At 51.1% G+C, this 14,892-nt stretch carries 9 protein-coding genes and 1 tRNA gene; 6 read left to right on the top strand and 4 right to left on the bottom strand.

Going from position 1 to position 14,892, the window contains the following annotated elements:
- The first annotated feature begins 161 nt into the window (after nucleotides 1-161).
- Nucleotides 162-2,363, top strand: a complete 2,202-nt coding sequence (gene recQ / locus EG028_RS23960) for a DNA helicase RecQ (protein ID WP_120518885.1) — start codon at nucleotides 162-164, stop codon at nucleotides 2,361-2,363.
- Nucleotides 2,364-2,495: 132 nt separating this feature from the next.
- Nucleotides 2,496-2,568 (top strand) — tRNA-Phe (locus tag EG028_RS23955).
- A 56-nt stretch (nucleotides 2,569-2,624) separates the two neighbouring features.
- On the opposite strand, the gene EG028_RS23950 is transcribed toward EG028_RS23955, so the two are convergent.
- Both EG028_RS23950 and EG028_RS23945 read right to left on the bottom strand, forming a co-directional pair.
- Complete coding sequence (locus EG028_RS23950) at nucleotides 2,625-3,356, bottom strand: sensor histidine kinase (RefSeq protein ID WP_120518884.1); 732 nt, start codon at nucleotides 3,354-3,356, stop codon at nucleotides 2,625-2,627.
- A 184-nt stretch (nucleotides 3,357-3,540) separates the two neighbouring features.
- Nucleotides 3,541-5,742, bottom strand: coding sequence for an ATP-binding response regulator (locus EG028_RS23945; protein ID WP_120518883.1), 2,202 nt, complete (start codon nucleotides 5,740-5,742; stop codon nucleotides 3,541-3,543).
- Between the two features lie 290 nt (nucleotides 5,743-6,032).
- On the opposite strand from EG028_RS23945, the gene EG028_RS23940 reads away from it, so the two are divergent.
- Nucleotides 6,033-6,941, top strand: a complete 909-nt coding sequence (locus tag EG028_RS23940) for a class 1 isoprenoid biosynthesis enzyme (protein ID WP_123864781.1) — start codon at nucleotides 6,033-6,035, stop codon at nucleotides 6,939-6,941.
- A gap of 66 nt (nucleotides 6,942-7,007) precedes the next feature.
- On the opposite strand, the gene EG028_RS23935 is transcribed toward EG028_RS23940, so the two are convergent.
- Nucleotides 7,008-8,495, bottom strand: coding sequence for a RagB/SusD family nutrient uptake outer membrane protein (locus EG028_RS23935; protein WP_120518881.1), 1,488 nt, complete (start codon nucleotides 8,493-8,495; stop codon nucleotides 7,008-7,010).
- Nucleotides 8,496-8,507: 12 nt separating this feature from the next.
- The gene (locus EG028_RS23930) at nucleotides 8,508-11,540 is read right to left on the bottom strand and encodes a SusC/RagA family TonB-linked outer membrane protein (RefSeq protein ID WP_120518880.1); all 3,033 of its coding nucleotides are present in this window, start codon (nucleotides 11,538-11,540) and stop codon (nucleotides 8,508-8,510) included.
- 335 nt (nucleotides 11,541-11,875) lie between these two features.
- On the opposite strand from EG028_RS23930, the gene EG028_RS23925 reads away from it, so the two are divergent.
- The 3 genes from EG028_RS23925 to EG028_RS23915 are packed head-to-tail and all read left to right on the top strand — an operon-like array spanning nucleotide 11,876 to nucleotide 14,889.
- Complete coding sequence (locus EG028_RS23925) at nucleotides 11,876-12,742, top strand: ThuA domain-containing protein (RefSeq protein WP_241559213.1); 867 nt, start codon at nucleotides 11,876-11,878, stop codon at nucleotides 12,740-12,742.
- Nucleotides 12,743-12,757: 15 nt separating this feature from the next.
- A complete protein-coding gene (locus tag EG028_RS23920) occupies nucleotides 12,758-14,128 on the top strand; it encodes a putative oxidoreductase C-terminal domain-containing protein (protein WP_120518878.1) in 1,371 nt (456 codons plus the stop codon).
- A 5-nt stretch (nucleotides 14,129-14,133) separates the two neighbouring features.
- Nucleotides 14,134-14,889: an SDR family NAD(P)-dependent oxidoreductase gene (locus EG028_RS23915; protein ID WP_120518877.1), complete on the top strand. Its 756-nt coding sequence runs from the start codon at nucleotides 14,134-14,136 to the stop codon at nucleotides 14,887-14,889.
- Nucleotides 14,890-14,892 lie beyond the last annotated feature (3 nt).

Raw genomic sequence — 14,892 nt, 5'->3', positions numbered from 1 at the left:
CAAATTTATCATTTTTTTAAGCAAGGCCAACGATCATATAATTTATATTGACACAAAGGGGTTTTTTAAGTAATTTCGTGTCCCCCAAAAATACATGTTGAATAATTTTCATCTATCGGCAGGCGTTTTAGGTCCTGAATTACAAGTAAAATTTTAATGTGATGGCTGTTGCAAAGGTAAGTTTGTTGGATGCATTACACGAACATTTTGGGTTCGATTCCTTCAAAGGGAATCAGGAGAAGATCATTAAAAGCATACTTTCCGGAAAAGATACATTCGTGATCATGCCAACAGGCGGCGGTAAATCTTTATGTTACCAGCTGCCAGCACTGATGAGCCCTGGGGTGGCGCTCATCGTGAGCCCGTTGATTGCGCTGATGAAAAACCAGGTGGACCTGGTACGTTCATACAGCAGCAAAGACAACGTGGCGCATTTTCTTAATTCCACCCTCACGAAGGCGCAAATCAAAAAAGTACGTACAGATCTCCAGTCCGGAAAGACCAAAATGCTGTACGTCGCGCCCGAAACACTCACCAAACAGGAAAATATCGACTTCTTTAAGGAGCTGGAAATCTCCTTTATTGCGGTGGATGAGGCGCATTGTATCTCCGAATGGGGGCACGACTTCCGCCCGGAATACCGCCGCCTGAAGGAAATGATCGACCTGATAGGCAGCAACCTGCCCATTATCGCCCTCACGGCCACGGCTACGCCCAAAGTGCAGAGCGATATCGTGAAGAACCTGGAACTGAGAACCCCCGAAATCTTTATGTCCTCCTTCAACCGCCCGAACCTGTACTATGAGATCAGGCCCAAACGCAAGAAGGACCAGGTGATCAAGGAAATCGTGAAGTTCATACACTTGCATAAAGGCAAAAGCGGCATCATTTATACGCTGAACCGCAAGACCACGGAGGAACTGGCGGATATGCTGGTGGCCAACGGCATCAAAGCGGTAGCCTATCACGCCGGCCTGGACTCCGGCACCCGCGCACAGCGCCAGGATATGTTCCTGCTGGAGGAATGCGAGGTGATCGTAGCCACCATCGCCTTTGGCATGGGGATAGATAAGCCTGACGTACGCTTTGTTATACATTACAATATTCCAAAAAGCCTGGAGAACTACTACCAGGAAACCGGCCGTGGCGGCCGCGACGGGCTGGAAGGGCTTTGTCTTTGTTTTTATTCCTACAAAGACGTGCAGAAGCTGGAACACCTGATGCGTGACAAACCCCTTTCAGAACGCGAAATGGGCGCCCAGCTGATCAACGAAACCGTGGCCTATGCCGAAAGCGCCGTTTGCCGCCGCAAGGTGATCCTGCATTACTTCGGCGAGAAGTACGAAACGGAAAACTGCGGCAAATGCGACAACTGCCGCAACCCGAAAGAAAAGATCGAGGTGAAGAACCGGGTGGTGATCGCTTTAAAAGCCATTTCCAGCCTCGAGGAGCGCTTCGGATCGGATTACGTTATAAATATCATCACTGGCAAATCCAACCCGCAAATCAGCACTTTCCAGCATGATAAGCTGGAGGTGTTCGGCGAAGGGAAGGAATTTGACGCTCACTTCTGGAATTCCCTGCTCCGCCAGATGATGCTGGAAGGCCTCATCGAAAAGGACATCGAAGAATACGGCCTGCTCAAGATCACCGATAAGGGCAAAAAGTTCATTAAAAAGCCCTTCTCCATCTACGTGGCGCTGAACCACCAGTTTGATGAAGACGGGGGAGACGATGAAGAGAATGCAGGCGGCGAAGCTGTGCTTTCCGCGGACCCCGTGCTGTTCGAAATGCTCAAAGAGCTCCGTAAAAAAGTTTCAAAGGAAAAAAACCTGCCGCCGTTCGTGATCTTCCTGGAAACTTCCCTGGAAGACATGGCCACACAATATCCCACCACCGTACAGGAACTGGAAAAGATCCAGGGGGTGAGCAAAGGCAAGGCCATCCGCTACGGCAAAAAGTTCGTGGACGTGATCTCCAAATACGTGGAGGAAAACGATATCGTGAAGCCGGACGATTTCGTAATGAAAAGCGTGGTGAACAAAAGCGGCCTGAAAGTTTTCATTATTCAGAACATCGACAAAAAGATGCCGCTGGAAACCATCGCGAAAAACAAGGAGCTGAGCATCCCCCAGCTGCTGGATGAAATGGAAACCATCGTAGCCAGCGGCACCAAGCTGAACCTGGATTATTGTATCGACGAAGAGCTGGACGACTATGCCCAGGACGAAATCATCGAATACTTCAAAGGCTGCGAAACTTCCAGCCTGCAGATAGCGAAAGAGGAACTGACGGAAGGCAACTATACCATCGAACAACTGAAACTGGTGAGGATTAAATTCCTCGTGGAATATGGGAATTGACGCGCAGTAGCCGGTTGTACCGCATCTATTTTATGGAATTGCATCCTGCAACAGCAGGAAATTTTTTCATAACCTATTGGTTTTTTGAAAGATTGTCTTACTTTTGCATTCCCCTTTACAAACGGGGTGCATGGTGTGGTAGCTCAGTTGGTAGAGCAATGGACTGAAAATCCATGTGTCGCCGGTTCGATCCCGGCCCTCACCACAGAAAAAGCCTTCGGAAATCCGAAGGCTTTTTCGTTTTAATTCCTTTCTGCTGATTCATTTTTTCAGGGGCAGCACAATGGTGAATACACTGCCCACTCCCACTTCGCTCATCACTTCAATGCTGCCGCCCATTACTTCCGTCAGGTTCTTCACAATGGACAGGCCGAGCCCCATCCCCCCAAATTTGGATGGCGCTCCCGCCACGATCTGGTGATATTCCTTAAAAATATACGGCAGTTCCCTGGCGGGAATACCAATCCCCTGGTCCGCGATCTCCATGCACATTTTTTCTCCATCACGCAGAAAACAAGTGATGGTTACCCTCGTGGATTTAGGACTGTACTTGAGTGCATTGGTCAGGAGGTTATAGACGATCTGGGTTAAATAGGTCCGGTCTGAAAATACGGTGTGCGGAAAATCGTCCGACATCCGTTTTACAACTGATATCTGTTTTTCCATAAACAGTGCCGCCATAGAACGAAGAATACCGTCCAGCAGTTTGCTGAAATCGAAGACGATCTCGTCCAGCTGAAACCGGTGGAGGTTTTCCTGCTGCGCGGCCAGGCGCACCCGCTCAAATATCTCCTGCAGGTAATTGGCCGAAGTGCCGATCATCTGGATAAGCTCTTGTATAAATTCATGGTTCCCTTTGCCCAACTCCTGCTCCAGCAGCCGCGAGGCGCTGACGATACCGTTGATCGGCGTACCGATCTCGTGCAGGGTGGTGCGGAAAATGGATTTCATTACTTCGCTTGCGTCCGGCGCTTCCATTTCACGTGCAGACATGTTTTTTGTTTTGGATGTACGGTTGATCCGAGGTTTCCTGCTTTGGGTTCAAAGCACAAAAATCACTCACCGCGCAGGCAAAAACAATAAGGCGATGTTCCTATTTTTATACGTACAAAGAAGAAGAAGGCTTTACCATGGCTGGTTTCAGAAGGAATACACAAACACTTTTGCGGGGAACTCATCAGGCTTCCAGTTTATTGATCAGCTGTATTTTATTCGTGATGGACACTTTTTCGAATATGTTCTGGACGTGTTTTTTAACCGTTCTTTCGGCAATAAACAATGTTTCCCCTATCTCTTTGTAGGAATACCCTTCGCCAATCAGTTTTGAAATGTCGATTTCGCGGGCGGTGAGCTGGTACAACTTACAGTTCTGCTCAAACCTCCCACCCGTTTGAGGGGCAGCCTCCTTTTGCCGGAACTCCAGGTTGCCGGCGGATTTCAGGGCTTTTAACGCATTGTCCAGCAGTTTCCGCCTTTGCTGGAAGGTTATTTCCAGCATCGAGGCCATCTTCAGCAGCAGTTCTTCGGTGTTGAAAGGCTTTTGAATATAATCCAGCGCGCCCAGGCGCAGACCGTAGGATTTGTCCGCCGGGGTTTGTTTGGCGGTGAGGAAAATGATCGGAATGTGTTTAAAATCAGCGTCTTCAGACAGGATCTTCGCCAGTTTAAAACCATCTACTTTGTCCATCATAACATCCGAAATGATGAGGTCCGGCAGGGCGGGGTAGTTCCTGATCCTGGTCAGGGCTTCGGAGCCATTCACGGCCACGGTCACGTTGTATTTCTTCGTCAGTTTTTTGAAGAGGTAGCTTAGCATGGCGGCATTGTCCTCCACCAGCAGGATGGTAGGTTTCTTTTCGTCGTACTGGGAATCCGAAATGCCAATGTGGCCCAGCTCCAGGCCGGAATAATTACTTACGCTGTAGTTTGAAACGGCGGGACCGTTTATTTCCGGCGCATATTTTTTCAGTTCAATGGCGATCAGCGTGCCATTGCCCTTCGCGGGATTGCTTTCGATGGTAATGCGGCCGTCCAGTTCCGTCAGTGTTTTTTTGACGATGGGCATGCCCAGCCCCATACCCTGGAAACCGCCCTTTTCCGAGTTGATCTGGTAATAGGGCTCGAATACTTTTTCGTGCAGTTCTTCCGGGATACCGATCCCATTGTCCCTTACGTTGAAATTGATGCGGGCGCCGCTGGTTTGCAGCAGGATGCTGATCTCCCCGCCGTCATCCGTATACTTGATAGCGTTTTCCACGATGTTGTTCACAATGCCGTTGATCGCGCCAGGGTCCGCTTTTATCAGCACATCCTGTTCGATATTTTCGTGCAAAGTCACCTGTTTTTTCCGGCAGTAGACTTTGAACAAAACAAGGTTGTCCGCCAATATCTTACTGAAATTGGCCACCTGGTTGTGATTGTAGATCACAAACCCTTTGTTGTACCGCTCAAGGTCAAACAGGTTGCTGATGTCTCTATTCAGTTTGTCCAGGTTATTCTTGACGATCTCCAGTTCTTTTTTATACCCGTATTTATGAATATACTCCTCCAGGTAGTTATTGATCAGCGTCAGCGGTGTTTTTGTTTCGTGCACCAGGTTCACCAGCGTATTCGTGCGCTGCTCGTTCGAACGTTCCAGCTGGATCGTTCTCTCCCTGACCTTTTCGCTGAGCGTGGTATTTGATCTCTGCAGCAGGTCGTATTCTTTCAGGAAACGTTTGATGGTCTGCCGCATAAAAAAGCCACTCATCAGGATGAAGTTGATATTGTTGAACAGCGCGCTGATCACCCATTTGGGCGTGCTCCACAAATCATCGATCGCAGGGGAAATGCACCATATCACCACTGCGGCGAAGATCCAGAGCCGTTCCCGGAACCCGGCCCTGTCACCGTTTTCCTTGTACTTCAGGTAAATGGCCCTGTATGCGGCTATCAGCGCCACGATGGCGTACATGGCCGGCGCGTAATAGGAATATTTTGAGGTGAAGGCAAAATCGTTGTAAATGGGGTAATGGATAAAATACATGAAAACGGTGGGCCCGAGGATGAACAGGTAACCGTATTTGCCGTGAAAACTCAGTCTTTCCAGACCCAGCGTTTTGTAACAATAAAACGGGATATACATCGTCACGAAGTACCCCGCACTGTCGCTGACAATATTCTGTATCATCAGCGGGAGCGGAATATATGGGTCCGGCAGGATGAAGAGGTTCTCGCAGACATTGTACAGGATAAGCAGCCCGGTGAGTATCACATGATACAGCCTGTTCTTTTCATATGGCCGAGCCATATATGATAATAACTGGTTAACAAAGATGGCGATCTCGAGAATGATGATCACCAGGATAACCAGGTTGATATGAATAGGCGGGAGAAGCATTTTGGTGCCGTTTTCGCAAGCCGGAGCGGTGAAAAAATACGCGCCAAGAAAGGAATTATATCACTCCGGAGCAGTTAAACGTTTGTTAATGACACTATTCCCACCAGGTACGGATTCTTGCACGGGTGTTTTCACATTTGGATAAAATCTGTTATATTTCGTTTTTTCTCCCCATACCCTACAACCAACAAATGCCTACAAACCCTCCAATCAGCCTGCTGACAACAGCGAAACAACTTTACAAATTACACTCGCAGTTAAAAAAGCAGGATCAATATTTCAGGCAACACTTGCCGCCTCTGCTGGCCGCGCTGGAAACCGGGCAGGAGGAATCTTTCGGGCCATCGTCCGTCAAACGGTTCAATAAATACTGGCAGCTGGCGCTGAATGTGATCTGTAACAGTTTTTACGACCTCGTGGGCAAACAACTAAGCGCCGGCGAACAGCAGCGGATCTTGTTGCTCAGTATTTTTGGCCCTTTGTACGACGATCTGTTTGATGACAATATCCTCAGTCATGAAAAGATAGAGACATTCACCCTGAACCCGGAAGATCACGAACCGGGTTCTTTTAAGGAATATGTGCTGCGGAAGATCTATCTCCTGCTGCTGGAGCAGGCGCCCTGCCGGGAGAAACTGCTGCAGCATATGCACCAGGTTTTCACCTGGCAAAAGGCCTCCCTGAAACAGATGCAGCCCGGCATAGAAGAAGAGGAGCTGTACCAGATCACTTACCGGAAAAGTTATTATTCTATCCTGCTTTTCCATTCCATCCTGGATCATTATCCGTCCGAAGCCATATCCGAAATGCTTTTCCCGATGGCGGGGCTGATGCAGCTGACCAACGATGCTTTTGATGTGTACAAGGATATACAAAACGGCATTTACACGATCCCCAATCATTACCTCGACTACGAGCGCATCCAGCAAAAGTTCCTCCACGATGTGGCGCAATTCAACCGCTCACTGGCCGGCCTGCCTTTTATCCCTAAAGCAAAAGGCAATTACGGGATCACGATCCACGCGCTGCATGCTATGGGCTGGATGGCGCTGGAGCAGCTAAAAGAAAACACGCGTGGTACCGGGGACTGCCGGGCACTGAACATGCTCAGCCGGAAAGAACTTGTATGCGACATGGACAATTTCCCGCAGAAACTCCGTTGGGTGAAAAAAGTAAAACAACTCGCCAACCACCAATAAAGACGTTACTAAAAAATAGGGGAGCAACCTGCGCCGCTCCCCTGTCTGATAAAATATCCGGAATGTCTATTGCGCCAGCGGATTGTTCTGAAACTCCACGTCCGGCAGCCTGAACAGCAAAATGTTCGGCACAGGCTTACGGGTAGGGATAGAGATTGCAGCGCGAACATCCCCGATTTCTTTCGCCGCACGGTTGGTGCGCACAAGATCAAACCAGCGCTTGCACTCCCCGATGAATTCATATCCCCTTTCGCGGAATACCATATCGTCAAACTGTGTCTGGGTGAGGCCCGCGGGCAGGTCCGCCAGTGCGCTGGGTGCCGTCATGCTCACGCCGTAACCTCTTCTCCTTACAATATTGATGGCTTCGTAAGCCGCTGCACCGGGGCCGTTCAGCTTGTTTTCCGCTTCCGCGAAAATGAGCAGTACATCCGCGTAACGCCAGAAATAAAAGTCATTGCCATTGCCCGTGTCAATCGGGGCATTCGGGTCTTTGTATTTGCCAAGGCGTACGTCGTAGATGCCGGGTTCTATTTCTGCCGCCGTCACTACCCCGTTGATTACATAATTCGTGTACAGGCTGAATTTTTTCCGCTGGTCGTTGTCATCCCAGTTTTTGATCAGCGGGGCTACGGATATGATCCCGCCGAATTTATTGCCGCTTACAGAAAACCCGGCTTGTTTCGCTCTTGAATCCGCGTAATAGGAAGCGAGGAATCCGCCACGGTCCACTACCTGGGAGAATTTCAGGGAAAATACGTCTTCTTTGTTCGTGGCCAGCGCGGGCGAATAAACGGTAGCCAGGGAAGTTTCGAGGTCGTAACCGTAAGTGGCTTTGGTATCCATCACTTCCTTCGCTTTAGCACGGGCGTTGGTGAAGTCGCCCATGTGGAGATAAACGTCCGCCAGGGCAACTTTCGCCGCACCGGATGTGGCGCGCCCCGCATTGGCGGCGTTCACGGTGGGCGGCAGCGCGGTTTCCGCAAACTTCAGGTCGGTGATGATCTGTGCGTATACCGTTGCCGCGTCAGAAAGGGCCAGGGGTACGTCCGCGGGAGTTATTACCGGTTTGAGCCTGAGCGGAAGCCGGCCCCAGGTACGCACGGCAAAGAAATAACAAACGGCCCTGATGAAATATGCTTCGCCATAAGCTTTTTGTTTAAGGGCATTATCCAGTGTCGTGTTTTCATCCAGCCGGTTGATCAGCCCGTTTGCCCTGCCAATAGCTTCATACAGCGTTGTGTACGGCTGCTGCATGGCGTTCGGGTTATTCATGATGTTGTTATAATTGCTCCAGGCGGATTGTACCGAGCCGCCGTCCGCATATTCGCTCATCAGCTCAAAACCCAGTCCCACGGTAGATTCCCAAAGCCTGCCACGGCTTCTTGTCATCGGTTCATATGCGCCGATCACGGTTTGTTCCAGCAGCGTGGGGTCCAGTTCTCCGACGCGGATGGTCGTTTTCGGCTTTTCTTCCAGCAATTTGTCACAGCCCGTGGTAAGCGACACCAGCGCTATGGTAGCCAGTATAGTATATAGTTTTGTGTGTTTCATGTTCGTAAGATTTTAGAAAGTGATGCCAAAGCCTACTGTTACGGTTTTTGCCGCGGGGTAAGACGCCAGGTCTATGCCCTGCCTGCGGTCGTTGCCATTAAAGGTGTTCACCTCGGGGTCGAAGCCGGAATATTTCGTCCAGGTGAGGAGGTTCTGGCCGCTTACGTATGCGTTCAGATTTTTGATCGTTTTGGATTGGCCCATGTTGAAATTGTAATCCAGCCGGATGTTGCGCATACGGAAAAACGAAGCGTCTTCCATGAAGCGGGACGAACGCAGGTGATAGTTGCCTGCGGCCTGGCTGGGTTTGGGGTATAGTTCATTGGCTACTTTCAGTTTGTTGTAGGTGCCCTGCACGATGGGGCTGGTCAATTCAAAAAGCCCCCCGTTGTTGATCTTCGCGCCGCTCACGCCCGCCCAGATGGATGAAAGACTGAGCCTTTTCCAGCGGATGGTCGGATTGATACCGTAATAAAGATCGGGGTAGGGGCTGCCGATGATCACCCAGTCCGGGGCGCCGATAATATCATTCCCGTTGGGGTCTTTATCGCCGTTCACATTCAGGTGCATGGGCACGCCGTTTTTATCGAGCCCGAGGAACAGCGGGCCCAGGAAGGAGGATAACGGTTCGCCCACGCGGATCACGCTGTTAGTGCCCGATGCATCGTTTCCGCCTACAGATGCCTGGATGTCTTTATTATCCTTCGTTTTGGTCACTTTGTTTTTGTTCGCGGAAAAATTCACTTCCACATTCACGGACCAGTCTGAAGTGTTCACAATGTTCGCACCCAGGCTCAGCTCCCATCCTTTGTTTTCCACTTCGCCCACGTTGTCTATGATCTGGCTGGGGCCTGTGCCGATGCCCGCGCCGATACCCGCTGATGGCGGCATTTGTACCAGCGCCAGCAGGTCTTTGGTTTTTTTGATGTAGTAGTCGAACGTAACGCGAAAACGTTCATTCACAAATCCCGCATCCAGCCCGATATTAGTCTGGGCGGTGGTTTCCCATTTCAGGTTCGGGTTCGGGAAAGTGGTGCCAAGACCTACGGCAAGCCCGGTACCCGCTCCCTGCCCGGTATTCACCGTACGGCCGAGGAACAGCGACTGGTAAGGCCTGATGGCCGGGTTACCCGCCTGGCCCCAGCTCAGCCTGAGTTTCAGGTTGGAAAGCCACTGCGCGTCCTTCAGGAAGTCTTCCTGGTTGATGCGCCAGGCGGCGGATACGGAGGGGAACACACCATATTTGTTATTTTCCGCGAACACGGAGGCCCCGTCCCGGCGGATACTTGCACCGATAAGATATTTATCCCGCAGATTAAAACGCACCCGCGCAAAGCCGGAGATGAGCGTGCTCTCCGTGATCTCAGTCACAGGTTTGCCCACGGTATTGGCGGCTGTGAAGTTATAGTTCTTCAGATCGTCCGTTCCGAAACCGGATGCCGCGAGGTCCACTGTATTCAGCCTGTCGCGCTGGAGGGAAACGCCCGCGATCGCCTCGATATAGGTGTCTGGCGCGAAATCATAACGGTATTCCAGGAAGTCTTCCGCCAGCACAGCGGTTTTATCGTACAGCCCCAGTTCGGCGGAGCCAATATTGTTCCCCAGGCGCGGCAGGATCCTTGGAAAATAAAGATCACGGCGGATGTGGTAGAAGTCCGCGGAAACGCGGGTAGTGTTGGTCAAACCCTTCATGATTACAAACTTCAGGTCCAGCCCACCCTGCACCCGGGTGGTAGTGTTCTGATCCAGCACTTCATCTGCAACGGCCACCGGGTTTTCCACATCAATACCGTTCAGGTTAAAAGGCGAAGTATCTGTATAGGTCCCATCTGCATTCTTCACGGGCACGGTCGGAACGGAGCGCAGGATAGAGCCTATGCCGGACTTGCCGAAGTTCCTCGTGTTATCGCCCAGCGAAGGGGAGAAGCCGTTCTGTATCGCGCGGGAAGCCATCAGGCGGGTCACGATGCTGAAACGGTCGCTTACTTTGCTGTCAAGATTGAGGCGTACGGAAGCCCTTTTATAGCCGCTTCCCCGCACAATGCCCTGCTGGTTCGTATAACCGGCCGATACAAAGTAACGGTTGCGTTCTGTGCCACCGGATACGTTCAGCGAACTGTTGGAAAGAAGGGCGGTGCGGAATACTTCATCCTGCCAGTCTGTATCCACCGTCTTTTTAAAGTTCTGGATATCGGCGGGGTAAGGCTGGCCCATATTATCATAAAACGATTTCACGAAACTGATATATTCATCGGCATTCATCAGGTCCAGCTTTTTGCGGATGGTCTGGAAGCCGAGCGAAGATTCGAATGTAACGCGGGGCTGACCGACCTTCCCGCTTTTGGTGGTCACCATCACCACGCCATTGGCCGCGCGGGAACCATAGATGGCAGCAGCCGCGGCGTCCTTCAGCACTTCGATGGATTCGATATCCGAGGGGTTGATGGTAGACAAACCATTTGCGCCGCGTACGTCATCGTTAAACTGCGGCAACCCGTCTATCACATACAGCGGCTCATTGCCGCCGGCAAAAGACGACACACCCCTCACGCGGATACTGATGCCCGCGCCCGGCTGCCCGGATGTGGCCTGCACCTGCACGCCCGCCATCCTGCCCTGTATGGCCTGTTCGATGCTTACGGCGGGGATCTCCTGGAGCTGGGCGGATTTCAGCGAGGATACGGAGCCTGTCAGGTCCGTTTTCCGGACGGAGCCGTAACCGACCACCACTACGTCCTGGAGGCTTTTGGCGTCTTCCTGCAGTTGTACCTGTACTGCCACGCCGGCGCGGGCAGTCACTTCCTGCCGCACAAACCCGATGGAAGAGATGACAAGCGTCACCTGGCTTTCCGCGGAAGAGAGGACAAAAGAGCCATCTTCGCCCGTAGCCACGGCAGTTTTGGAGTTTTTGATCTGTACGGTTGCGCCTGGGATGGGGGCGTTGGAGGCTGAGATTACTTTACCCGAAAAACGATTGTTCTGTGAATATGCCGTCATGCTTAATAGCAGGGCTATTAGCACGAACAGGCAACTTGTCCTTTGCATAGTCTTTCATTTTTTAGTGGAATCAATAAATATTCAGTAACGCGATAGATCCTAGTTGGTTAAATGTTTCTTACTTTTAATACAATCGATTGCAATCTTAATATAAGCTACATCTTTTTTATGGAAAAACGGCTGTTGAACGCTAAAAAAATTTCATGATAAGCAGGATTGAAAGTACCGGCCATCCGGATGTTCAAACGTTGTAATAGCGGGTGAAGCGGTTAATTGTCATGCGGTTATTGCTTTCCCCGCAACTGATCCTTACTTTTAACCATGGGCCGCGTTATGTAAACAGGGAGCCGTATTGTATTCCACATTTAATCATTTTCTCACTTATGACAGGTAAGAGTTTTAAGAGACCGTTTATTTTCCTCGCATTATTTTGTTTCGCCGTTTATGGCATGGCCTGCAGCTCCGCCGCGGGCATCAGCGGCAGCGATGTGAACTGGAAAAAAACCCGCGTACTGGTTTATACCAAGAATGGCAAAGGGTTCGTGCATGATAATATCCCCAGCGCTGTGGCGGCTTTCCAAAAGATGGGAACAGATCACGGGTTTGCCGTGGACGTGTCCGAAGATCCTGCTGTATTTAACGACGCCAATCTCGGCAAGTACGACGCCCTCATTTTTACCAGTACAAACAACGACGTGTTTGACACGGATGCTCAAAAAGTGTCCTTCATGCGGTATATTCAGTCCGGCGGCGGTTTTATGGGTGTACACTCCGCCATCGGCACCGAACGTAAATGGACCTGGTTCAAGATGATGATCGGCGGTACTTTCAGCTGGCACGCCAAATACCAGAAGTTCACCCTGCAGGTGATAGACCCCAAACACCCGTCTATGACCAATGTACCGAAGGTTTGGGAACGCCCGGATGAATGTTATTTTTCAAAGGAAATGTACCCGGGCATCAAAACGCTCATCGCACATGATGTATCCAGCCTGAAAGATGTGAACGATACTGTGCTGACAAAAAACCAGGGATCTTTTGGCAATAACTATCCCGCGGTATGGTACCAGGATTTCGACGGTGGGCATATCTGGTTCACGTCCCTCGGTCACAACAAACTTGATTACGCCGAGCCAGTATTTGTCAACCACCTGTACGAAGGCCTCCGCTGGGTGGTGAGCCAGAGCGGCAACCGTAACCTTTCAAAAGCTTATGCTACCAGCCCCGGGACGCCGGTGCGGTATGAATAAATACAAACGCAAACCATGAAATACAACAGCTACATCCTGGGAGCCGGCCTGCTGGCGGCGGCTTGCAATCCCTCAACACCGAAAGAAGAACAACAGCAAATGGTACACCTCATTACCCTGGCTCCCGGGCACTTTCATGCCGCGCTCGTCCAGAAAAGCACCACACCAGGCATCGACAGCGTCGTGAATGTGTATGCGCCCGAAGGCCCCGAGCTGGACGCGCACATGAGCCTCATCAACTCCTACAATGCCCGCCCGGACAATCCTACACACTGGAAAGAAGAAGTGTACACCGGCCCGGATTTCCTGGAAAAAATGGCCGCCGATAAAAAAGGCAGTGTGGTCGTAATTGCCGGCAATAACCACGACAAAACAAAGTATATCAGTACAGCCGTACAGGCGGGTATGAACGTACTGGCAGACAAGCCGATGGCTATCACCACGGAAGATTTTGAATCGCTGAAAGCCTCTTTCACAGCGGCGGCGGAGAAAAAAGTCCTATTGTACGATATCATGACAGAACGCTCCGAGATCACGAACATCCTGCAAAAGGAACTGATCCATCAGCCGGCCGTATTCGGCGATCTGCAACCCGGCACTGTGGATAAACCCACTATCGAGATCGAAAGCATTCATCATTTTTATAAAATGGTTTCCGGCAAAACGCTCCGCCGCCCGTCCTGGTTCTTTGACCCCTCACAGCAGGGCGATGCGATTGTGGACGTGAACACCCACCTGGTGGACCTCGCCCACTGGATGCTGTTTGATACCACCGCGCTGAATTACCAGTCGGACATCCAACTTACCAAAGCCGATAAGTGGAGAACACCGCTTACGCTGGGGCAGTTCAACGCCATTACCGGTGCAGCCGCTTTCCCGGATTTTCTGAAAGCATATGTAAAACAGGATACGATCGTGGAAGTGGCGGCCAATGGTACGGTTCACTACGCGGTAAAAGGCATTAACGTTCGTGCGTCCGCGTTATGGAACTTCCAGGCGCCCGAAGGCGGCGGAGATTCCCACTACGCAATTGCGCGCGGAACCAAAGCAAACATCGTGATCCGCCAGGGGAAAGAAGAAAGCTGGAAGCCGGAGATCTATATTGAGGCCATCAGCACTGAAGCCGGTTACGAACAGGCAGTACAGGCTGCTATCCAGCAGCTGGCGGGTAAATATCCCGGCATCACCCTGGAAAAACAGGATAAACGCTGGAAAATACAAATACCTGAAAACCTGAAAACAGGCCATGAAGCGCACTTCGCAGAGGTATTACAACGCTACATGCAGTTCCTGAAAACGGGGAAGGTGCCGGATTGGGAAGTATCCAACATGATTACGAAATATTACGTTACTACAGCTGGTCAGGCCATGGCCAAAGAAAAATAGCGAACATGAACGAGTTCAATCTGTCAGGCAAACTGGTACTGGTTACCGGGGGCGGTTCGGGCCTGGGCCTTTCCATGGCCTGCACCTTCATCCGCTTCGGCGCCAGGGTGATCATTGCCGGCCGCCGGGAAAATGTGTTGCAGGAAGCTGTGGAAAAGCTGGGGCCGCAGGCCTCGTTTATCACCGCGGACCTTTCCGCGCTGGAAAACATACCGGCGCTGGTGGAGCGCATCGAGCAGGAGTACGGCCCGCTGGACGTACTGGTGAACAATGCGGGCATCCATCTCAAAAAAGATGCGCTCGATGTATCGGACGCGGAGTTTGAGAACGTGGTACGCACGAACCAGTCCGCGGTGTTTGCCCTTTCCCGGGAAGTGGCCCGCAAAATGATCCCTCGAAAAAAAGGAAGCATCGTAATGGTGAGCTCCATGGCCAGCCGTTACGGTATTCCCAAGGTGATTGCGTACACCGCCGCAAAGTCCGCCATAGAAGGTATGACCAAAGCATTGGCGGTGGAATGGTCACCCTCCGGCATCCGCATCAACTGCATTGCGCCGGGTTTTATCGAAACGGAAATGTCCGCCAAAGCGCTGAACAACGACCCTGAACGGAAGTCCAAAGTACTGGGCAGAACGCCCATGCAAAAACTTGGTAAACCTGAAGACGTTGGCCTCGCCGCGGTTTTCCTTGCCTCAGACGCTGCCGGTTTTATCACAGGCGCGAGCCTTGCGGTAGACGGCGGCAATTCTATTGGTTTTTAAAAA

The organism is Chitinophaga barathri, from assembly GCF_003807585.1.
GTDB lineage: Bacteria > Bacteroidota > Bacteroidia > Chitinophagales > Chitinophagaceae > Chitinophaga > Chitinophaga barathri.
This window is presented reverse-complemented; position numbering and strand designations above follow the sequence as displayed.